We start from the raw sequence: 19,983 nt of genomic DNA, 5'->3' as shown, positions 1-19,983 counted from the left end.
GGGACTCTAGGCTGGTGCCGTCGTTGGGGAGCGTGAGGGCTACGGGGCGGCGGGGACCCTGGGGAAGTGCGCGGAGGAACTGAGCTGTGGGCAAGAGAAGGCGCGTCGTCGAGCGACGGAAGAAGAGACCCGCCGTCATCGGCGGGATGATCGCCGCCGCGGTCGTCGGCGGCGCGGGCTTCGCCGTCTACGCGCTGTATGGCGGCGGTGCGGCCGACGCGGCGTCGTCGAAGCCCGACCACAAACCCGTCAAGACCGGCCCGGTGTCGGCGGCCGAGGTGCAGACCACCGCCCGGACCTTCCTGACCTCCTGGCAGCAGGGCAAGCCCACCCGGGCCGCCGCCGTCACGGACGACGCCGCGGCCTGCATCCGGCTGCTGACCGGCTACTCCAAGGACGCCCACATCAAGGACGTCACCCTCACCGAGGGCAAGCGCACCGGCGCCGAGGTCCCGTTCTCCGTGAAGGCGACGGTGTCGTACAAGGGCGTCAGCAAGCCGCTGTCGTACGACTCCTCGTTCACCGTCGTCCGCCGCAAGAGCGACGGCAAGCCGCTGGTCGACTGGCACGCCTCGGTCGTCCAGCCGGACATGAAGGACGGCGACACCCTGGTCACCGGCGAGTCCGGGACCCCGCCCGTCAAGGCGCTGGACCGGGACGGCGGGGAGATCACCACCGCCAAGTACCCCTCGCTGGGCTCGGTCCTGGACGGGCTGCGCGAGAAGTTCGGCAAGAAGGCCGGCGGCAAGGCGGGCGTCGAACTGCGCGTGGTGCGCGGCACGGCGTCCGAGAAGGCGAAGCTCTCCGACAAGACGCTCGTCGAGCTCAGCAAGGGCACGCCGGGCACGGTGAAGACCACGCTCAGCCCGACCCTGCAGGCGGCCGCCGAGAAGCAGGTCACCACGCAGAAGAACGCCTCGGTCGTCGTGATGCGCCCGTCGACCGGCGAGATCTACGCCGTCGCCAACTCCAGCCACGGCTTCAACGTCGCCTTCCAGGGCTCGCTCGCCCCGGGCTCCACGATGAAGATCGTCACGTCCACGATGCTGTTCGAGAAGAACCTCGTCACCCCGGACGCCTCGCACCCCTGCCCCAAGACGTACAAGCTGGCGGGCTGGACGTTCCACAACGACGACGACTCCGAGATCAAGCAGGGCACGTTCAAGCTGAGCTTCGGCGCCTCCTGCAACAACGCCTTCATCGACTTCGCCCCGAAGCTGTCCGACAGCGACCTGACCACCGAGGCCCAGCAGGTCTACGGCCTCGGCATGAACAACTGGGCGATCGGCGTCCCGACCTTCGACGGCTCGGTCCCGGTGCAGAGCGGCGCGCAGATGGGCGCCTCGCTGATCGGGCAGGGCGGGGTGCGCATGAACCCGCTGAACATGGCGTCGGTGTCGGCGACCGTGGAGAGCGGCTCCTTCCACCAGCCGTACCTGGTCGACCCGAGCGTGGACAACCGGACGATCGCCAAGGCCTCGCGGACGATGTCGTCGAAGACGCAGTCCGAGCTGAAGGAGGTCATGACCTACACGGCCGGGTACGGTACGGCGGCCAAGGCGATGTCCGGTCTGAGTTCGAGCTGCGGCGCCAAGACGGGCTCGGCGGAGGTCGACGGCCAGAAGAAGCCCAACGGCTGGTTCACCGCGTACTGCGGCGACCTCGCCTCCGCGGGCGTGGTCCAGGCCGGCGGCCACGGCGGCGACACCGCCGGACCGATCGTGGCGGCGCTGCTGAAGCTGGGGTCGTCGCTGTGACGGCCGCCGCGGGACGGAGACGCTAGCCGGCCACCGGCGTGGCCATGTACGTCCGCCGCAGGAACCGCAGCAGCGCCTTCGACTCGAACTGCACCACCGACGTGCCGTGGTCGGAGTGGAACTCCACCACGGCCTGCACCCGCCCCAGCGGCCACACCCGTACGTCGCCGCTCTCCGCCGGCGCCCTCAGTCCCTGCTCCAGCAGCGAGCGCGAGAACGTCCACTCGTCCGTCCCGGGCAGCCCGACCCGCACCGACCGCGGGTCGGCGTCGGGGTCGTAGCGCAGGACGACGGGGACCGCTCCGGGGTCCACCGGCGCATCCTCGTCCGTGACGATGTGGGCTCGCGCGTACTGCTCGACTACAGACATCGGACTGCCCTTTACACTCCGTGACCTGTGCGAAAGCTATGCATCCGCTCCCTACCCAATGTCGCACATTTTCCCGATTTCGCCTGCGGCGACCGCAAGCTCCCGCCCTTCGTGTGCGACAAACAACTCTCTCGCTCTTGCAAAAGCTTCGCAACAAGACTCTAAAATCGAACGGTGCATGTACCTGACGGATTCATCGACGCCCCCACCTCTGCGGTCACCGCAGTCGTCGCGGCCGGTGCCCTCGCCGTGAGCCTGCGGGGCGCCCGCCGTGAACTCGACGAGCGGACGGCTCCGCTGGCCGGGCTGGTGGCGGCGTTCATCTTCGCCGTACAGATGCTCAACTTCCCCGTCGCGGCCGGAACAAGCGGCCATCTTCTGGGCGGAGCGCTGGCCGCGATCCTCGTCGGCCCCTACACAGGGGTCCTGTGCGTGTCCGTGGTCCTGCTGATGCAGGGCATCCTGTTCGCGGACGGCGGGCTGACCGCGCTCGGCGTGAACATCACCGACATGGCGATCGTGACGACCGTCGTCGCGTACGCCGTCTTCCGGGGCCTGCTGAAGGTCCTGCCCCGCACCCGGCGCTCGGTGACCGCCGCCTCCTTCATCGCCGCCCTGCTCTCCGTGCCGGCCGCCGCCGTCGCCTTCACCCTGCTCTACGCGGTCGGCGGCACCACCGACGTGTCCCTCGGCAAGGTCGCCACGGCGATGGTCGGCGTGCATGTGCTCATCGGCGTCGGCGAGGCCGTGATCACCGCGCTCACGGTCGGCGCCGTCGTCGCCGTGCGCCCGGACCTCGTGCACGGGGCGCGGGAGCTGCGGCAGGGTCTCAAGCTGCGGGTGAACGGCGTGCTGGTGGACGCGCCCACGGCGCCCGTGGCGGCGCGCACCTCCCGTCGCGCGCTGTGGGTCACCGGTCTGGTGACCTCGCTGGTGCTCGCCGGTTTCGTCAGCTTCTACGCCTCCGCCGACCCGGACGGCCTGGAGAAGGTCGCCCGCGACAAGGGCATCGACGTGAAGACGGCCGAACACGCCGCCGCCGACTCCCCGCTCGCCGACTACGGGGTCAAGGACGTCTCCGACGCCCGGCTCTCCGGCGGTCTCGCGGGGGTGATCGGCGTCGGTACGACCGTCGTCGCGGGCAGCGCGGTGTTCTGGGCGGTGCGCAGGCGCCGTACCGGCAGCCCGTCCGAGGCGCACTGACATGGGCGCGGGGCACGCCCACCGGCTCTACCGGCACGCGCACTCCCCCGTGCACGCGCTGCCGCCGCACACCAAGCTCGCGGCGGTCCTCGCCTTCGTGGTCGTCGTGGTCTCCACCCCGCGCGAGTCGATGTGGGCGTTCGCCCTGTACGCCGTCCTGCTCGCGTGCGTCGCGCACCTCGCGCGCGTGCCCGCCGGCTTCCTGCTGCGGCGGCTGCTGATCGAGGTGCCGTTCGTCGCCTTCGCCGTGCTGATGCCGTTCGTGGCGGAGGGCGAGCGGGTCGGCGTGCTGGGCCTCTCGCTCAGCGTGAACGGCCTCTGGGGCGCCTGGAACGTGCTCGCCAAGGGCACCCTGGGCGTCGCCGCCTCCGTCCTTCTGGCGGCCACCACGGAGCTCCGTGAGCTCCTCCTGGGACTACAGCGGCTGAGGCTCCCGCCGCTGCTCGTCCAGATCGCCTCCTTCATGATCCGCTACGGCGATGTCATCACCGACGAGATGCGCCGGATGCGGATCGCCCGGGAGTCGCGCGGGTTCGAGGCGCGGGGCGTGCGCCACTGGGGCGTGCTCGCGAAGTCCGCGGGCGCGCTGTTCATCCGCTCCTACGAACGCGGGGAGCGCGTCCATCTCGCCATGGTGAGCCGAGGGTACTCCCCCACTACTAAACGTGTGGGCGGTGCCCCCAGTTCCATGCCGGTCATCGACGAGGTGACCGCGTCCCGGGCCGAGTGGACCCGCGCCCTCGCGCTGCCCCTGTCCGCATCCGTCGTCTGTCTACTGGGATGGGCCCTGTGACTGCTTCTCTTGAGGTCTCCGGCCTCGCCTTCGCCTACCCGGACGGGCACCAGGCCCTGTTCGGCGTCGACTTCCGCGTCGCGCGCGGTGAACGGGTCGCGCTGCTCGGGCCGAACGGCGCCGGGAAGACCACGCTGGTGCTGCACCTCAACGGCATCCTGAGCGGCGGCACGGGCACGGTGACGGTGGCCGGACTGCCGGTCGGCAAGCGGCACATGGCCGAGATCCGGCGCCGGGTCGGGATCGTCTTCCAGGACCCGGACGACCAGCTGTTCATGCCGACGGTGCGCGAGGACGTGGCGTTCGGACCGGCGGCGGCCGGGCTGAAGGGCGCGGAACTGGAGGCACGCGTGCGGGCCGCGCTGGACCGGGTCGGCATGGGCGGCTTCGCCGAACGCCCGCCGCACCACCTGTCCTTCGGGCAGCGCCGCCGGGTGGCGGTGGCGACCGTCCTCGCCATGGAGCCGGAGATCCTCGTCCTGGACGAGCCCTCCTCCAACCTCGACCCGGCCTCCCGGCGCGAACTGGCCGACATTCTGCGCTCTTTGGACGTCACGGTCCTGATGGTCACGCACGACCTGCCCTACGCCCTGGAGCTGTGCCCGCGCTCCCTGGTCCTGAGCGAGGGCACGATCGCCGCCGACGGCCCCACCGGCGAACTCCTCTCCGACGAGGCCCTGATGCGCGCGCACCGGCTGGAACTTCCGTTCGGTTTCGACCCACGCGCGGCCACGGCGGCACGCGGGAGCGGGTGACGCGTTTCCGTGACGACCGTCCCGCACCTCGCCCGGTCCGTGACAATGGGCACGTGACGCATCACGAGGACACCGGGACCCCCACGGGGCCGCCACGGCTGGACGACCAGCTCTGCTTCGCGCTGTACGCGGCGCAGCGTGCCGTGACCGCCGCCTACCGCCCGCTCCTCGACGACCTCGGCCTCACCTACCCGCAGTACCTGGTGCTGCTCGTCCTGTGGGAGCGCGGCGAGACCACGGTGAAGGACCTGGCCGGGGCTCTGCGCCTCGACTACGGCACGGTGTCGCCGCTGCTGAAGCGGCTGGAGGGGGCGGGTCTGGTGCGCCGGGAGCGCTCGGAGCGGGACGAGCGCTCGGTGCTCGTCGCCTGCACCGGGCGCGCGGAGGAACTGCGGGAGCGCGCGGCGCGGGTACCCGGCGCCCTGCTCACCACGACCGGGCTCGGCGGCGCGGAGGTGGCACGGCTCCGGGAGGAACTGCGCGAGCTCGCGGAGCGGGCGGGCCGGGCGGCGGCCGCGCGGCCGGCGTAGCCGGTTCCTGTTACCCACGGTTTCCACCCCCCTGACCGTCCCAGGGCTTCCTACCGGTCGGTACCTTGTGCACGATGTGCTTGCACACTCCTGTGTTGCCCACCACCGTTTCCGTCCTGGGGGAGGTCCCGCCGTGTCCGAAGGCGCCACCGTCGACACCCGTCCGACGAAGATCATGTATGTCGCCGAGGCGACCGCGCACGGCGGCCGGAACGGATATGTCACCAGTCAGGACGGCCAGATCGAGCTCAAGGTGGCGATGCCGCCCCAGCTGGGCGGCGACGGCAACGGCACCAACCCGGAGCAGCTGTTCGCGGCCGGCTACAGCTCGTGCTTCCACAACGCGCTGATCCTCGTCGGCAACCGCTCGGGCTACGACCTGACCGGCTCCACGGTCGCCGCGAAGGTCGGCATCGGCCCCAACAAGCAGCGCGGCTACGGCCTCGCGGTCGCCCTCAGCGTCTCGCTGCCGGTGCTGGACGCGGACATCGCGGCGAAGCTGGTGGACGCCGCCCACGAGGTGTGCCCGTACTCGAACGCGACCCGCGGCAACATCGAGGTGTCGATCGTGCTCGGCTGAGCCCGGGAAACGTGCCGTAGACCACGCCGTACCGAGGAATCCGGGCCCCGGCGGCCATGTTTCACTCACTGTCGCGGGCGAGTGGAGGGATCCGGACGTGGACGTGCACGTGAACGGCACTGTGGCCGAGGGCTTCGAGCCGGTCAGGGACGCGTTCGCCGCGAACTTCGCGCTGCTCGGGGACCGGGGCGCGGCCGTGGCCGTGTACCGGGACGGGCACCGCGTCGTCGACCTGTGGGCCGGCGCCCGGGACGTCGACGGGGACGCCGGCACCGCGCCCTGGCAGCGGGACACCGCCCAGATCGTGCGCTCCGCCACCAAGGGCGTCGCCGCCGCCGTACTGCTGCTTCTGCGCCAGCGCGGCGAGCTGGACCTGGACGCTCCGGTGGGCGAGTACTGGCCGGAGTTCAAGGCGGCGGGCAAGGAGCGGACGCTGGTACGGCACCTGCTCGCGCACCGCGCGGGCGTGCCGGTGCTGGACCGGCCGCTCACGCCCGCCGAGGCCGCCGACCCCGATCTCGGCGCCGCCGCCGTGGCCGCGCAGGCGCCGGCGTGGGAGCCGGGCACCGACCACGGCTACCACGCGCAGACCTACAGCTGGCTGACCGGTGAGCTGGTGCGACGGGTGACCGGGCGGAGCATCGGCACGTGGATCGCGGACGAGATCGCCGGGCCGGCCGGCGCGGGGCTATGGCTCGGGCTGCCGGCGGCGGAGCAGGCACGGGTGGGGCGCGTCGGCCCCGTCGAGCCACCGCCCGCCGCCGGCGCACTGCGCACCCGCCCCAAGCGCGCCGTCTCCGAGGCGTACGCCGACCCCGCGTCGCTGACCCGGCGGGCGTTCGGCGCGATCGACCCGCTCCCGGACGAGAACGACCCCGGCTACCGCGCGGCCGTCCTGCCCGCCTCCAACGGCATCGCCACCGCCGACGGCCTGGCCCGCTGCTACGCCTCCCTCATCGGCGAGGTCGACGGCGGCAGACGGCTGTTCACCCCGGAGACCGTGGAGCTGGCCCGCACCGAGCAGTCCGCGGGCCCCGACCGCGTCCTGGTGGTCTCCACCCGCTTCGGGCTCGGCTACATGCTGCACGGCAGCGCCTCTCCGCTGCTCTCCCCCACCTCCTTCGGCCACCCCGGCCGCGGCGGCGCGCTCGGCTTCGCCGACCCCGAGTCGGGGATCGCCTTCGGCTATGTCACCAACGGCTTCCGCAAGAGCGTCACGGCGGACCCGCGGGCGCAGGCGCTGGTGCGGGCGGTGCGCACGGCGCTGTCCTGAGCGCCGTACGCGCCCCGCGTACGCCCGCGCCGCGCGTTCCTCACACGTTGATCGGGTGCGAGTGCCGCCCCGACAGCGCGTCGATCTCGCCGTGCGCCTTGCTCAGCAACTGCATGGCCAGTTCGTTCAGGGCACGGGCACCGGCGATCTCCTCGCCGACTCTGGGCTGGTTGCTGTCGGACTCGTGCCGGCTCGCGTGACCGTGTGCCCGTACCTCGGTGCCGTCGGGCAGACGGACCAGGGCGACCGCGCGGGTGTGCGTGTCGTCCTCCAGGAACTCCATCTCCACATGCCATCCCACAGCGGTTTTCATCATGGCGGACCACCTCCGGAATCACTGTTTCCAGGGTGCTCCTCGGGAGCCCGGACCGTCACGTCGGCGGACCGGAGCGGACCGGACCGGACCGGCTACCGGTCCTCGAAGCTGGCGAAGTACGCGGCGGCCATGTCCTCGTCGGCGTGGCCCTGGGCGGCGGCCCGCGCGAAGCGTTCGGCGGCCGCCTCGGCGACATCGAGGCGCACCCCGTGGCTCTTCCCGGCGGCGACGATCAGCCGGGCGTCCTTCCCGGCGGTGTCCACCGCGAAGGACGGCGGGGTCAGTCCGCCGTCGAGGATCAGTCCGGCCTTGGCCCGCAGGTAGCCCATGTCGAGGGGGCCGCCGGCGATCAGGCCGAAGAAGTCGTGCGGGTCGACGCCGAGTCCCTGGGCCAGGGCCACCACCTCGCCGGTCGCCGCGGTGGCCGCGAGGACCCAGCTGTTGGCGACCAGCTTGAGCCGGGTCGCGGCGGCCGTGGAGCCGTCGTCGCCGGTCCACAGGGTGCGGGCGCCGATCGCGTCGAAGACGGGCGTGGCGGTCTCCCGGCCCTGCTCGGGTCCGGCGGCGAGGACGGTGAGCTGTCCGGCCTCGGCGGGCTGGCGGGTGCCGAGGACCGGGGCGTCGTAGAAGACCAGGCCGTGCTCGCGGGCGAACGCGGCCAGTTCGGGGAGCTGGTCGAGGCCCGCGGTGGTCGACTGGATCCAGACGGCCCCGGGCCGCAGCGCGCCGGCCGCCTCGCGCAGGGTCTCCAGGGCGCTGGCGCCGTCGTAGAGCATGGTCAGGACGGCGTCGGCGCCCTCGACGGCCTCGGCCGGGGTGTCGGTGACCTGGGCGCCGTCGGCGGCGAGGGGTTCGGCCTTGGCCCGGGTGCGGTTCCAGGCGCGGACGGTGTGCCCGGCCCGCAGGAGGTTGCGGGCCATCGCGGCGCCCATGATGCCGGTGCCCAGCACGGCCACGGTCGGCTTGTCGGTCATGACGTCTCCCTGTCCTCGTACGTTCCGCAGACAGCTTGGCGTACCGCGCGGCACCCGGCGCGCGGCATCGCGCGGGAGACGACGGGGGACCCCGGCCCGAAGGCCGGGGTCCCCCGGTGTGCGCGGGCCGGTCAGCCGTCGTTCTCCGCGGACGGGAGGTACGCGCCGGGGACGTCGTTCGGCGCGTAGATCTTCTTGTCACCGGGGTACGGCTTGGTCCAGTTGTGGGTCTGGTACCAGGTGTAGCGGTTCATCTGGGTGGGGTTGGCGTAGTCCGGCACCGCGTTCGCACCGGTCAGCCGCTGGTGCGAGGCCCACGTCTGCCACTGCGCGGCCAGGGTCTTCTCGGCCGCGGGCACGGAGACGGTGGTCGGCGCGGGCGCCGCCTGGGCGTCCTGGGCCGCCGGGGTGTCCGAGCCGCAGGACGGCTGCGGGCTCACCCCGAGGGTCAGCGAGGTCCGGTTGGGCACCGCCGTGAACGGGGTGGTGTCGGCCTTCGACGTGAACGCCCCGTACATCGGGGTGGCCGCGCTGTCGAGCTGGTTCATCGGGTGGATCCCGAGGATCTGCTCGATGGTGCGGACCATGGTGATCTGCGAGTAGTAGTGGTTGTCGACCGTGCCGTGCTTGGCGTACGGGCTGATGACCTGCACCGGGGCGCGGTGGCCGTCGACGTGGTCGAGACCGGCCTGGGAGTCGTCCTCGACGACGAAGATCGCCGAGTCCTTCCAGTACTTGCTGTGGGTGATCTTGTCGACCATCCGGCCGACCGCGAGGTCGTTGTCGGCGACCTCGGCGGCCGCGTTCGCGGGGCCGCCGGTGTGGTCGTTGGAGAACCAGAACATGTTCAGGTTCGCCGGACCGTTCTTCTCGAAGTCCTGCTGCCAGATCTGCTCTTTGTAGATGTCCGGGACGTTCAGGTCGAACAGCGGGAAGCCCTGCACCGAGACGTCGTTGAGCGAGGGGATCGCCGAACCCGTCTTGATCGGGTACTGGGTCTGGGCGCCGGTCGCGGCCATGGTCTTGCTGTCGCAGTACAGGTTCTGCCAGGTCGCGTCGGCCGGCTTGGTCTCCAGCGACTGGAACTCGCCGAAGTCCTTCACCGACTTGCCGGCCGCCTCCGCACCGGTCCAGATGAAGCCGGACTTCTGGTGGCCGAGGACGTCGTTCTCGGTGTCGTAGCTGCGCGTGTACTCGCCGGCCGACGACTCGGTGTACTCCGGGTTGTCGGACTGCATCAGCCAGTTGTGGCCCTCGGCCGAGTTGGTGCCGATGTCGTAGAAGTTGTCGTACAGCCCGAACTGCTCGGCCAGCGCGTGCTGGTTGGGCGTCACGTTCGCGCCGAACTGGGTGAGCGAGGAGTCGCCGTTGCCCTGCGGCATGTCACCGAAGACCTGGTCGTAGGTCCGGTTCTCCTTGACGAGCAGGAAGACGTGCTTGATCGTCGACGGGTCGCCGATCCGGGTCGGCACCGGGACGGCCTTCGTGTGGCCCCCGCCCTTCGCCGTCCTGACCGAGCCCGGCGTCCAGCCGTTCTGCTTGAACACCTTGGCCGTCAGGGACCTGACGACCTGGTCGCTCGGCAGCGTGAACTGGGTGAGGCTCGACGTCGTGTCGTGCGTGTTGTGGCCGGCGCTGTCGGGGCGCAGGGCGTCCACGCCACGGGTGTTGGCGACGACGATCTTCTTGCCGAGGGCGGTGATCCCCGACGGGAAGTAGTCGGTGGGGACCAGGCCGACATAGCGGGCCGGCATCTGCGCGGACGTGTAGCGGTAGACGGCGACGGCGTTGGCGCGGCCGAGGGTGACCAGGAGCCGGCCGTCGTCGGTGAGGGTGACCGCGTTGGGCTCGTAGCCGACGGACGCCTCCGGCCACGGCTGGGTGGAGATGGTCTGGACGACCCTGTCCTTGCGGGAGTCGATCACCGACACGCTGTTGTCGGCGGTGTTGGTGACGAACACCGCGCCCCTGCTCGCGTACACCGCGGTCGGGTGCAGGCCCACGGCGATGGTGCCGACGGCGGCGGACGGGTCGGTGGTGTCGATGACGCTGACCGTGCCGGTGGTGCTGGCGCCGGTCTTCGGGTTCGCGACCACGTCGGTGCCGTAGGAGTTGATGGTGGTGTCGCCGGCCTTGGCCGGGCGCCCGCCCTCGTTGCTGACGTAGAGCTTGCCGCCGACCAGGGCGATCCCGCGCGGGGCGTTGCCGACCGCCCAGGTCTGCTCGATCGTGCCGGTCGCCGCGTCTATCGCGACCACCTTGTTCTGACCGTTGACCGCGGAGTACACGGTGGAGCCGTCGGCGGAGAACACGGCCGCGCCCACCAGCGCCTGCTTCGAACCGTCGGCCGCGATCGGTACGGCCGTGGGGTTCGCGAGGGTGCCGTCCGCGTTGACGGTGAACTTCGTGTAGCCGTTGGCCTGTCCCAGCCACAGCTGCTTGCCGTCGGGCGAGTAGGCCGGGCCTTCCTGGCCGACCGCGCCGCTGCTGATGCGCAGGTCGTCCGCCGTGCTGGTGCCGACCTTCTGCTTGACCTGACCGGTGCTCAGGTCCACGACGACCAGCGAGGCGTCGCCGTCGGCGACCGAGGCCGCGAGGTGGCCGCCGTCCGGGCTGACCGTCGACGACATGATCTTGCCGTCGTTGATGACGGACCGGGTGCCGTACGGGTTGATGTACTGGTCGGCGGAGACGACCTGGCCGTCGGCCGTGGTCTGGCCGACCTGCTGGGTGCCGAACTGGTACGTCGAGGCGACCGCGGTGCCCGTGACCCCGAGGGCGACGGCGATACCGGCCGTCACCATCATGGCCCGGCGGCCGACGCGGTGCCCGAAGAGATTGACCTGTCTTTTCTCGCTGATCCGGCGCTGGCGTGTTACCTGCACGGAACTGTTCCCTTCACTGGGTGTCGAGCAGGTCGACGTTGCCGTCGAACTGCCACAGCGGGTTCGGGGCGTCGCCGGTGGCGGTCCGTACGAGGAAGTAGCCGTTGACTTCCTTGGGACCGTCGCCGTCGGCCACGAACCGCCCGTCCGAGGTGATGTCGAGCTGGTAGACCGCCGTCCCCGTCACCGAGACGCCGGGGAGGTGCCAGCTCACTACGCAACGCCAGTCGTTCCCCGCGCCCTCCTGGGCGGCCTGGCCGTCGCTCTTGGTGCACGCCGCCGTGGCCCCCAGCTGTGTTTCGGTGACGGCGGGTCGGTGGAGTTCCTGCGTCTGCAGGCGGTAGAGGTGCGCGAAGACCGTGGCGAGGGACTTCTGCACCTTGTCCTGTTCGATGCCGGAGCCCGTCGAGGGGGTCGCCACGGCGACCGCTCCGACGGTGACGGCGGTCAGCGCGGCCAGCGGCAGCACGCCGAGGGTGAGCGCGCGGCGCCCGGAGCCGTCGTAGGCCGGGTTGGTGAAGTCCCGCCGTACGAACAGCAGATAGGCAAGGACGGTCGCGAGCACCGCCCAGGCCAGGCCGACCGCGACCCCGATGAGGAGCTGGGTGAGCTGGGCCGGGTCGGTGAACAGGCCGTTCCAGGAGACGAAGGCCGAGCCGGGCAGGGCGAGGCGCACGGCGACGGGCAGCGGCAGCATCTGGGCGACCGACATCGTGAGCGCGACGACCGGGGGCAGCAGCAGGCCCATCGGGGAGCGGCCCAGCGCGACCGAGCCGAGCAGGCCGATCGCGGCGAGGGCGAGGGTCGGGGCGAGGGCGGCGGCCCAGGAGAGCAGGACCCGGACGGCCGCGTCCCCGGGGGACAGCAGATGGCCGTCCAGTCCGACCAGGGGCTGGTCGCCGACCGCGACGAGCCCGCCGACCGCGCTGGACACGGCCAGCCCGGCCACCAGCAGCAGGATGACGGTCAGGCTGGCCAGCGCCTTCGCCAGGAAGATCCGCGCGGGTGAGCGGACCGCCACCAGCAGATGGCGCCAGGTGCCGAGCCGGTCCTCGGCGGCGAACACGTCACCGGCGACCACCGACGTCAGCAGCGGCAGCGCCCAGGTGCCCGCGAAACCGAGCAGCACCAGCGGCCCGGCCCAGCCGGTCGCGTGCATCCAGCGGCCGAACAGCGTGTCGGCGGGCAGCGTGCTCTGCCGGCTCACCCCGGCGACGAACAACGCCGGGGCGATCCAGCAGGCGAGCACCAGCAGCCGGATCCGCCACTGCGAGACCAGCTTGACCAGTTCGAAGCGGTAGCCGCGCGAGACCGGCACCCGGCGCGCGGCGGGGGCGCGTTCGGTGACGGCGGTGGCGGAGGTCGTGGCGGTCATCGGCCGGTCTCCTGCTGCTCGGTGGTCGTGGCGGTCGTCGGCCGGTCTCCCGCCGCCCGACGGTCACGGCCGTCGGCCGGCCCGCCGCGCCCGGTGCGGACGGCGCGCCCCGTGCGGACGGTCATCTGCCCGCCTCCTGCTGCTCGGTGAGGGCGAGGAACGCGGCCTCCAGCGGCGATACGACGGGGGCGAGTTCACGGACCGCGACGTCCGCCCGTACGACGTTCGCGACGAGGTCGTCGAGGGCGGGCACCAGGGCCCGTACGACGAGCACGTCGGCGTCCTGCCGTACACCGCTGTCGTCGACGACCCGGATGCCGTCGGTGCCGGCGGCGAGCCGGCGGGCGGTCTCCGGGTCGGAGGTGCGCAGCCGGTAGTCGAGTTCACGGTTCTCGGCGGCCAGCTTGGTCAGCGGGCCGGAGAAGACGACCCGGCCGGTGGCGAGGATGGTGACCTCGGAGCAGAGGGCCTCCAGGTCGTCCATCCGGTGGCTGGAGAGCACCACGCTGCTGCCCTCGGCGGCGAGCCGGGTGAGGACGCCGTGCACATGTCTCTTGCCGGCCGGGTCGAGGCCGTTGGACGGTTCGTCGAGCACGAGCAGCCGGGGCCGGGTCAGCAGCGCGGCGGCGAGGCCCAGCCGCTGCCGCATGCCGAGGGAGAAGCCGCGGGTCTTGTCGTCGGCGACGTCGGTGAGCCCGACCTCGCCGAGCACGTCGTCGATGCCGGCCGTGCCCGTGTCGAGGCCGCGGAGGGCGGCCAGCGCGGCGAGGTTCTGCCGGGCGGTGAGCGAGGGGTAGAGACCGGGCGCGTCCACGAACCCGGCGACACCGTCGGGTGCCGCGAGCGCCCGGTCGACCGGCGTCCCGAGGATCTCCAGCCGGCCGCCGTCCGCGACGGCCAGCCCCAGCAGCAGGCCGAGCAGTGTCGTCTTGCCTGCGCCGTTCGGTCCGACCAGGCCGTGGATCTGACCTTGTGTCACGTCCAGGTCGACGCCGTCCAGTGCGACGACCTCGCCGAAGCACTTGGTGATCCCGCGGGCCCGGACTGCGTGGAGTGTGTCCATGAGTCCCATGCGTCCCTTCTTCCGCAATCCGCAGGGACCTTATGGACGACACACAACCCGGGCACAGACGATTGCCTGAACGCCCGCCGAACGGTTCGTCAAGGCAACGGCAAGTCCGGTCGGGGCGAGACGACTTCCGGCCAAACCCGGACAACACCCGGACCGCTGCCGGTTACCCGGCGTGCAGCATCAGCCCGATCCCGATCACCAGCAGTCCCGCCGCCGCGATCCTGGGCGCCCCGAACCGCTCCTTGAAGAAGACCGCGCCGATGGCGGCGCCGACGATGATCGACGATTCGCGCAGTGCGGCGATGGGGGCGAGTTCGGCGCGGGTCTGGGCCCACAGGACCAGTCCGTAGGCGAAGACGGACAGGAGGGCGCCGAACAGGCCCAGGGCGGCGAAGGGGCGGGCGGCGGTGAGCAGTTCGCCGCGTCTGCGGTACAGGGCGTACGCCGGGATGACCAGGCCCTGCAGGGCCATCAGCCAGGCGATGTAGCCGACGGAGGAGCCCGAGGCGCGTACCCCGAGGCCGTCCAGGAGGGTGTACACGGCGATCGTCACACCGGTGGCGAGGGCGGCCCCGATCGCCGTCCAGTCCGGGCGGCGGCCGCGCAGCCCCCACAGCGCGACCCCGGTGAGTCCGGCGCAGGACACGGCGATCCCGGCGGCCGCCGCGGCGTCCGGCACCTCGTGCGCGAACACCGCGGCGAACAGGGTGACCAGCAGCGGCGCGGTGCCGCGCGCGATCGGATAGGCCTGCCCGAAGTCGCCGAGCCGGAAGGAGAGCATCAGCAGCGCGAAGTACGCGACGTGGACGACCGCGGAGGCGATCAGGTACGGCCATGCCCCGGCCGCCGGCACGGCGGAGAACGGGATCAGCAGCAGCCCGATCAGCACGCCCCCGGCAGCGATCAGCGAGGAGCCGACGAGCTTGTCGGTGATCCGGTGCGCGATGGCGTTCCAGCCGGCGTGCGTGACCGCGGCCAGCAGGACGGCCGCGGTGACGGCAGGGGTCACGCGGAGGGCTCGCGCACGTCCACGACGGTGGCGCCGGCGTGCTTCACCAGGTCGGCGGGTGCGATCGGGAAGACGGCGTGCGGGGTGCCGGCGGCGGCCCACACCACGTCGTGGCGGAGCAGCGCCCGGTCGGCGAGCACGCGGGTGCGGGTACGGTGCCCGAAGGGCGGCACGCCCCCGATGGCGTACCCGGTCGTCTCCCGTACGACGTCGGCCTTGGCCCGCGTCACCTTCCCGGCGCCGAGTTCCTCGCGGACCCGTTCCACGTCGACGCGGGAGGCGCCGTCCATCAGCACCAGCACCGGCACCCCGTCGGCCGCGAAGATCAGCGACTTGCAGATCTCGCTCAGCTCGCAGCCGACCGCGGCGGCGGCCTCGGCGGCGGTACGGGTCGCGTCCGGGAAGCGCCGGACCTCGGCGGTCAGTGCCCCGAGCCCCAGCTCGTCCAGCGCGGCGGCGAACCGGGGATGGGCTCCGGAGCCCTGGGCATCGGCGTCAGTGGCGGCTGTCGTCGTCATACGGGGCACGCTAGCCAAGAGTCCCCGGCGACTGCGAGCGGATAACCCGCCCATGGGACGCCCCCCGGGGACGAGGAAGCCGGTGAGGGCGCCCCGTCCCCACGGACCCTCACCGGCGGTCTGTCACGAGCGGTACGTCAGGCGCGTACCAGCTCCCGGTCCTCGTCCTCGTCGTCCTGCCCGGCCTTCGTGTCGGAGAGGGTGCGCAGGCCCTCGCCCTCTACGTCGACGTTGGGCAGGGCGCGGTCCAGCCACTTCGGCAGCCACCAGGCGCGCTTGCCGAGCAGGGCGAGCACCGCCGGGACGATCGCCATGCGGACGACGAACGCGTCGAAGAAGACGGCGATGGCGAGGCCGAAGCCGATCATCTTGATCATGGACTCGCTGGAGGTGATGAAGCCGCCGAAGACGGACATCATGATGATCGCGGCGGCGCCCACCACCCGCGCACTGTGCCGGAAGCCGGTCACCACGGCCTGGCCCGGGCTCTCGCCGTGGACGTACGCCTCGCGCATCCGGGTCACGAGGAACACCTCGTAGTCCATGGCGAGTCCGAAGACCACGCCCACCATGAAGATCGGCATCATCGACATGATCGGGCCGGTCTGCTCGACGCCGAGCAGGCCGCCGAGCCAGCCCCACTGGAAGACCGCGACGACGGCACCGAGCGCGGCGAGCACGCTGAGCAGGAAGCCGAGGGCCGCCTTCAGCGGGACCAGGACGGAGCGGAAGACCGCGATCAGGAGGAGGAAGGCGAGGCCGACCACCAGCGCCAGGTACGGGACCAGCGCGTCGTTGAGCTTCTGCGAGAAGTCGATGTTCATCGCGGTGGTGCCGGTGACCAGAACCCGCGCGTCGGTGTCCGCCTTGACCCCGGCGCCCTCGTCACGGATGGCGTGCACCAGGTCCTCGGTACGGACGGAGGACGGCTTGGACGACGGGACCACGGTGATCGTCGCGGTGTCTCCTGCCTCGTTGAACATCGCCGGGCTGACCGAGGCGACGTCCTTGAGGTCCTTGATGCCGTCGGTGACCGTGGTGGCCGCGGCCTTCGGGTCGGCGCTGTCCTTGGCGTCGACGACGATCATCAGCGGGCCGTTGAAGCCGGGGCCGAAGCCGTCCGAGAGGAGGTCGTAGGCGCGGCGCTGGGTGGTGGACGTGGGCTGCGAGCCGTCGTCGGGCAGGCCCAGTTCCAGCTGGGAGGCCGGCAGGGCGACCGCGCCGAGGCCCACCACGCCGAGCAGCAGGACGGCGGCCGGGCGGCGGACGACGAAGCTCGCCCAGCGCTCACCCAGACCGGGCTTGGCCGAAGCGGGCTTGGCCGAAGCGGGCTTGGCCGGAGCACCGGTGTCGCTCTTGCCGCGCTTCGCACCGGCCGCCTTGACCCGCTTGCCCGCGTAGCCGAGCAGGGCCGGGATCAGGGTCAGCGCGATCAGGACGGAGACCACGACGGTACCGGCCGCGGCGAGGCCCATCTTGGTGAGCATCGGGACGCCGACGACGGAGAGGCCGGCCAGCGCGATCACGACCGTGAGGCCCGCGAAGACCACCGCCGAGCCGGCGGTGCCCGCCGCGCGGCCGACCGCTTCCTCGCGGTCGCGGCCCTCGGCCAGCTCGCCGCGGTAGCGGGAGACGATGAACAGCGCGTAGTCGATGCCGACCGCCAGGCCGATCATCAGCGCCAGGGTGGACGTGGTGTCGCCGAGGTCGAGCGTCTTGGCGAGCGCGGTGATGGTGGAGACGCCGATGCCGACGCCGATGATCGCGGTCAGCAGCGGCAGTCCGGCCGCGACCAGCGAGCCGAGGGTGACGACGAGGACGACGGCGGCGATGGCGAGGCCGACGACCTCGCCGGCCGCGCCCGGTTCGGCCCCGGCCTGCAGGGCGTCACCGCCGATCTCGACAGTCAGCCCGGCCTTCTGCGCGTCGTGCCCGGCCGCCTCCAGCGCGTCGCGGGAGGAGTCCTTGAGCTCCATGCCGGAGACGTCGTAGCGCACCGAGGCGTAGACGACCGTGCCGTCCTCGCTGACGGCGTGCGTCTTGTAGGGGTCGGTGACGGAGGTGACCTCGGAGCCGTCCGCCAGTTCCTTCACGGTGGCCTTGACGGTGGCCTTGTTGAGCTTGTCCGTCATCTTCTCGCCGGCCGGCGCCTTGAAGACGACCCGCGCGGTGGCGCCGTCGGAGCTGGAGCCGGGGAAGCGCTGGTCCAGCAGGTCGAAGGCCTTCTGCGCCTCCGTGCCGGGGATCGAGAAGGACGTGGAGCCGGCGGCGGGCGCACTGGCCGCGCCGACGCCCGCCAGGGTCAGCAGGGCCACCCATATGAGGGCGACGAAGTGCCGTCGCCGAAAGGCGAACCGGCCGAGTTTGTAGAGGAACGTGGCCACGAGGGCGTACTCCCGGTCAGGTCGTGGGGTGTTCAGGGCAGGGTTGACCGACCCGGTGGGTGGCAGGGTCGATCGGCCCGACGACGTGAGCGGAGACGTCAGGTGGGCTGGCTGTGGGGAAGGGTCAGCGGGTGCCCGCGCCAAGGGCGGGGAGCACCACGGCGTCGATGTACTTCAGCAGGAAGGCCTGCGTGGGCGGCTGCTCGTCGATCAGCGAACGAGCGGCGAATCCACCGATCATCATGTGCATCACGAAGTCGATGGCCGGGTTGTCCGCACGGACCTCGCCCCGGTCGATCGCCCGCTGCAGCACCCGGTGGAACTCGGCCATCTCGGGCTCGATCAGATGCTCCTTGAACGCCGCCAGGAGCTCCGGGTTTCCATGGACCGCCATGGCGAGCCCCCGCATGAGCGCGGAGTTCTGCTCCATCTGGCAGTCGTCCGAGTTCAGGGTGAGGGCGTGCAGGTCGCCCCGGAGCGATCCGGTGTCGATGTCCGCGAAACCGCCCGGCTTGTTGTGCCGCACCGCCCTGGCCACCAGCTCGGCCTTGCCGCCCCACTGGCGGTAGAGGGTGGCCTTGCTGGACTTGGTGCGGGCGGCGACGGCGTCCATGGTCAGGGCGTCGTAGCCGACCTCGCGGAGCAGGTCGAGCACGGCCTCGTACAGCTCGGCCTCACGCTCGGGCGTGATCCGACTGCGACGCGCCGTTGCGACCTCAGTCATGCCACTCACCCTTCACTGCTCCCTCGGCACCTTCATGCTTACGTCTCGAAGATACCCTGCGATCTACAGAAACGAAACCGTTTCGTACGTGTGTTGTCTCACGTATGTGAAAGACATACCCGCTCCCACGAGTTGCTCGCCCCCTGCGACCGGAAAAGCATGGGGAGGTGAGCTATCTGCGCCTGCCGCATCTCAACGGCGACCTGTTGTGCTTCGTGGCCGAGGACGACCTCTGGCTGACCTCGATCGACACCCCGGGCCGCGCCTGGCGGCTCACCGTCGACCGCACCAAGGTCGGCCACCCGCGCTTCTCGCCCGACGGCCGCCGAGTCGCCTACACGAGCTGGCGCAGCCTGGTGCCGGAGATCCACCTGGCCGACGTGGACGGCGGGCCCGGACGGCAGCTGACGTACTGGGGCAGCGCCGACACCCAGGTCCGCGGCTGGACTCCCCCCGACAGGGAAGGCGACGCCGACATCCTGGCGGTCGCCTCGCACGGGCAGCCGTTCTCCTATTTCACCTGGGCCTACAAGGTCTCCCCCGACGGCGACCCCGGCCGCAAGCTGCCCTGGGGCCCGGTCTCCGACATCCAGGTCGCCGACATCGACGGCGAGCGCAGGACCCTGCTGCTCACCGGCACCCCGCCGCACGAACCGGCCGGCTGGAAGCGGTACCGGGGCGGCGCCATGGGCCGGCTGTGGCTGCACGGGCAGCGGCTGCTCGACGGCATCGGCGGCCATCTGGACTCCCCGATGTTCGTCGCCGGCCGGATCGCCTTCCTCTCCGACCACGAGGGCGTCGGCAACCTCTACTCCTGCGCCTACGACGGCTCCGACCTGCGCCGGCACACCGACCACGACGCCTTCTACGCCCGGCACGCCTCCAGCGACGGCTCGCGCGTGGTCTACCAGTGCGCGGGCGACCTGTGGCTCGTCGACGACCTCGGCCCGGACGCGGCGCCGCGCCGGCTGGACGTACGGCTGTCCGGGCCGCGCGCCGGACGCCGCCCCTACCAGGTGCCGGCCGCCCAGCACGTCGACGGCGTCTCCGTGGACGAGACGGGCCGGGCCAGCGCCGTCGTCGTCCGCGGCAGCCTGTACTGGCTCACCCACCGCGACGGCCCCGCCCGCACCATCGCCGACACCCCGGGCGTCCGGGTACGGCTCCCGGAGATGCTCGGCTCGACCGGCCAGATCGCCTACGTCACGGACGCCGGCGGCGAGGACGCCGTCGAGATCGCCCACCTGCCCCGCGCCAGCGGCGACCGCCCGCCGCGCCGGCTCGCCTCCGGGAGGCTGGGCCGGGTACTGGAACTGGTCTCCGACCCGCTCGGCGAACGGCTGGCGGTGGCCGCGCACGACGGACGGCTGCTGTTGATCGACGTGGCGGAGGAGGAGGTGGAGGGCAACGAGGACGACCAGGTCGTTGACGACGTTGACGACGTTGACGACGTTGAGGTCGTTGC

The 19,983-nt window shown here is 71.8% G+C and carries 18 protein-coding genes and 1 pseudogene; 8 read left to right on the top strand and 11 right to left on the bottom strand.

The window, feature by feature from the left end; translation table 11 throughout:
- Window positions 1–86: 86 nt before the first annotated feature.
- Window positions 87–1,757, top strand: coding sequence for a penicillin-binding transpeptidase domain-containing protein (locus tag ACIPSJ_RS30280; protein ID WP_401350802.1), 1,671 nt, complete (start codon window positions 87–89; stop codon window positions 1,755–1,757).
- A 22-nt stretch (window positions 1,758–1,779) separates the two neighbouring features.
- Here ACIPSJ_RS30280 and ACIPSJ_RS30275 read toward each other — a convergent pair whose 3' ends face one another.
- On the bottom strand, window positions 1,780–2,127 hold the full coding sequence (locus ACIPSJ_RS30275; RefSeq protein WP_355708643.1) for an SsgA family sporulation/cell division regulator: 348 nt from the start codon (window positions 2,125–2,127) through the stop codon (window positions 1,780–1,782).
- 174 nt (window positions 2,128–2,301) lie between these two features.
- Between ACIPSJ_RS30275 and ACIPSJ_RS30270 the strand changes: the two genes are divergently transcribed.
- From ACIPSJ_RS30270 to ACIPSJ_RS30245, 6 genes are all read left to right on the top strand, one after another.
- Window positions 2,302–3,330, top strand: coding sequence for an energy-coupling factor ABC transporter permease (locus ACIPSJ_RS30270; protein ID WP_401350801.1), 1,029 nt, complete (start codon window positions 2,302–2,304; stop codon window positions 3,328–3,330).
- 1 nt (window position 3,331) lies between these two features.
- Window positions 3,332–4,123, top strand: a complete 792-nt coding sequence (cbiQ, locus tag ACIPSJ_RS30265; RefSeq protein ID WP_401350799.1) for a cobalt ECF transporter T component CbiQ — start codon at window positions 3,332–3,334, stop codon at window positions 4,121–4,123.
- Window positions 4,111–4,878, top strand: coding sequence for an energy-coupling factor ABC transporter ATP-binding protein (locus tag ACIPSJ_RS30260; RefSeq protein WP_401350797.1), 768 nt, complete (start codon window positions 4,111–4,113; stop codon window positions 4,876–4,878). Before cbiQ ends, ACIPSJ_RS30260 begins: the two co-directional genes overlap by 13 nt.
- 53 nt (window positions 4,879–4,931) lie before the next feature.
- Window positions 4,932–5,408, top strand: a complete 477-nt coding sequence (locus ACIPSJ_RS30255; protein WP_355708635.1) for a MarR family transcriptional regulator — start codon at window positions 4,932–4,934, stop codon at window positions 5,406–5,408.
- A 175-nt stretch (window positions 5,409–5,583) separates the two neighbouring features.
- Window positions 5,584–5,988, top strand: a complete 405-nt coding sequence (locus tag ACIPSJ_RS30250) for an organic hydroperoxide resistance protein (RefSeq protein WP_393539214.1) — start codon at window positions 5,584–5,586, stop codon at window positions 5,986–5,988.
- A 103-nt stretch (window positions 5,989–6,091) separates the two neighbouring features.
- Window positions 6,092–7,261: a serine hydrolase domain-containing protein gene (locus ACIPSJ_RS30245; protein WP_401350975.1), complete on the top strand. Its 1,170-nt coding sequence runs from the start codon at window positions 6,092–6,094 to the stop codon at window positions 7,259–7,261.
- 40 nt (window positions 7,262–7,301) lie between these two features.
- Here ACIPSJ_RS30245 and ACIPSJ_RS30240 read toward each other — a convergent pair whose 3' ends face one another.
- The 10 genes from ACIPSJ_RS30240 to ACIPSJ_RS30195 all read right to left on the bottom strand — a co-directional run bounded on the left by ACIPSJ_RS30240 (window position 7,302) and on the right by ACIPSJ_RS30195 (window position 18,518).
- Complete coding sequence (locus ACIPSJ_RS30240) at window positions 7,302–7,577, bottom strand: DUF1876 domain-containing protein (protein ID WP_089102439.1); 276 nt, start codon at window positions 7,575–7,577, stop codon at window positions 7,302–7,304.
- 92 nt (window positions 7,578–7,669) lie between these two features.
- Window positions 7,670–8,551 (bottom strand): NAD(P)-dependent oxidoreductase, encoded by an 882-nt coding sequence (locus ACIPSJ_RS30235; protein ID WP_359212757.1) that lies wholly within the window; start codon window positions 8,549–8,551, stop codon window positions 7,670–7,672.
- 131 nt (window positions 8,552–8,682) lie between these two features.
- The gene (locus ACIPSJ_RS30230; protein WP_401350796.1) at window positions 8,683–11,436 is read right to left on the bottom strand and encodes an alkaline phosphatase family protein; all 2,754 of its coding nucleotides are present in this window, start codon (window positions 11,434–11,436) and stop codon (window positions 8,683–8,685) included.
- 13 nt (window positions 11,437–11,449) lie between these two features.
- Window positions 11,450–12,811 (bottom strand): ABC transporter permease, encoded by a 1,362-nt coding sequence (locus ACIPSJ_RS30225; protein WP_401350795.1) that lies wholly within the window; start codon window positions 12,809–12,811, stop codon window positions 11,450–11,452.
- The gene (locus ACIPSJ_RS30220) at window positions 12,808–12,936 is read right to left on the bottom strand and encodes a hypothetical protein (RefSeq protein WP_401350794.1); all 129 of its coding nucleotides are present in this window, start codon (window positions 12,934–12,936) and stop codon (window positions 12,808–12,810) included. The genes ACIPSJ_RS30225 and ACIPSJ_RS30220 overlap by 4 nt, the downstream gene beginning before the upstream one ends.
- A complete protein-coding gene (locus ACIPSJ_RS30215; protein ID WP_359213112.1) occupies window positions 12,933–13,874 on the bottom strand; it encodes an ABC transporter ATP-binding protein in 942 nt (313 codons plus the stop codon). The genes ACIPSJ_RS30220 and ACIPSJ_RS30215 overlap by 4 nt, the downstream gene beginning before the upstream one ends.
- A gap of 172 nt (window positions 13,875–14,046) precedes the next feature.
- Window positions 14,047–14,892 carry an EamA family transporter gene (locus ACIPSJ_RS30210; RefSeq protein ID WP_359212746.1) on the bottom strand — a complete coding sequence of 282 codons (846 nt, stop codon included), beginning with the start codon at window positions 14,890–14,892 and terminating at the stop codon, window positions 14,047–14,049.
- Window positions 14,889–15,410 (bottom strand): YbaK/EbsC family protein, encoded by a 522-nt coding sequence (locus tag ACIPSJ_RS30205; protein ID WP_401350792.1) that lies wholly within the window; start codon window positions 15,408–15,410, stop codon window positions 14,889–14,891. The genes ACIPSJ_RS30210 and ACIPSJ_RS30205 overlap by 4 nt, the downstream gene beginning before the upstream one ends.
- 137 nt (window positions 15,411–15,547) lie before the next feature.
- On the bottom strand, window positions 15,548–17,794 hold the full coding sequence (locus ACIPSJ_RS30200; protein ID WP_401350791.1) for an MMPL family transporter: 2,247 nt from the start codon (window positions 17,792–17,794) through the stop codon (window positions 15,548–15,550).
- Window positions 17,795–17,918: 124 nt separating this feature from the next.
- Window positions 17,919–18,518 (bottom strand): TetR/AcrR family transcriptional regulator, encoded by a 600-nt coding sequence (locus tag ACIPSJ_RS30195; protein ID WP_401350789.1) that lies wholly within the window; start codon window positions 18,516–18,518, stop codon window positions 17,919–17,921.
- A 167-nt stretch (window positions 18,519–18,685) separates the two neighbouring features.
- On the opposite strand from ACIPSJ_RS30195, the pseudogene ACIPSJ_RS30190 reads away from it, so the two are divergent.
- Window positions 18,686–19,983, top strand: a pseudogene (locus ACIPSJ_RS30190) (peptidase S41); the annotation flags it as partial.

Origin of the sequence: Streptomyces sp. NPDC090088, from assembly GCF_044747345.1 — a bacterium.
Lineage (GTDB): Bacteria > Actinomycetota > Actinomycetes > Streptomycetales > Streptomycetaceae > Streptomyces.
The sequence above is the reverse complement of the archived record's forward strand: the minus strand, read 5'-3'. Positions and strand labels throughout refer to the sequence as shown.

Bases quoted from the DNA above. Each gene is read 5' to 3' on its own strand.
- ACIPSJ_RS30250 (WP_393539214.1), top strand. From the start codon at position 5,584: ATGTATGTCGCCGAGGCGACCGCGCACGGCGGCCGGAACGGATATGTC.
- ACIPSJ_RS30275 (WP_355708643.1), bottom strand. From the start codon at position 2,127: ATGTCTGTAGTCGAGCAGTACGCGCGAGCCCACATCGTCACGGACGAG.
- cbiQ (WP_401350799.1), top strand. From the start codon at position 3,332: ATGGGCGCGGGGCACGCCCACCGGCTCTACCGGCACGCGCACTCCCCC.
- ACIPSJ_RS30260 (WP_401350797.1), top strand. From the start codon at position 4,111: ATGGGCCCTGTGACTGCTTCTCTTGAGGTCTCCGGCCTCGCCTTCGCC.
- ACIPSJ_RS30205 (WP_401350792.1), bottom strand. From the start codon at position 15,410: ATGACGACGACAGCCGCCACTGACGCCGATGCCCAGGGCTCCGGAGCC.
- ACIPSJ_RS30195 (WP_401350789.1), bottom strand. From the start codon at position 18,518: ATGACTGAGGTCGCAACGGCGCGTCGCAGTCGGATCACGCCCGAGCGT.
- ACIPSJ_RS30215 (WP_359213112.1), bottom strand. From the start codon at position 13,874: ATGGACACACTCCACGCAGTCCGGGCCCGCGGGATCACCAAGTGCTTC.
- ACIPSJ_RS30235 (WP_359212757.1), bottom strand. From the start codon at position 8,551: ATGACCGACAAGCCGACCGTGGCCGTGCTGGGCACCGGCATCATGGGC.
- ACIPSJ_RS30225 (WP_401350795.1), bottom strand. From the start codon at position 12,811: ATGACCGCCACGACCTCCGCCACCGCCGTCACCGAACGCGCCCCCGCC.
- ACIPSJ_RS30240 (WP_089102439.1), bottom strand. From the start codon at position 7,577: ATGATGAAAACCGCTGTGGGATGGCATGTGGAGATGGAGTTCCTGGAG.
- ACIPSJ_RS30220 (WP_401350794.1), bottom strand. From the start codon at position 12,936: ATGACCGTCCGCACGGGGCGCGCCGTCCGCACCGGGCGCGGCGGGCCG.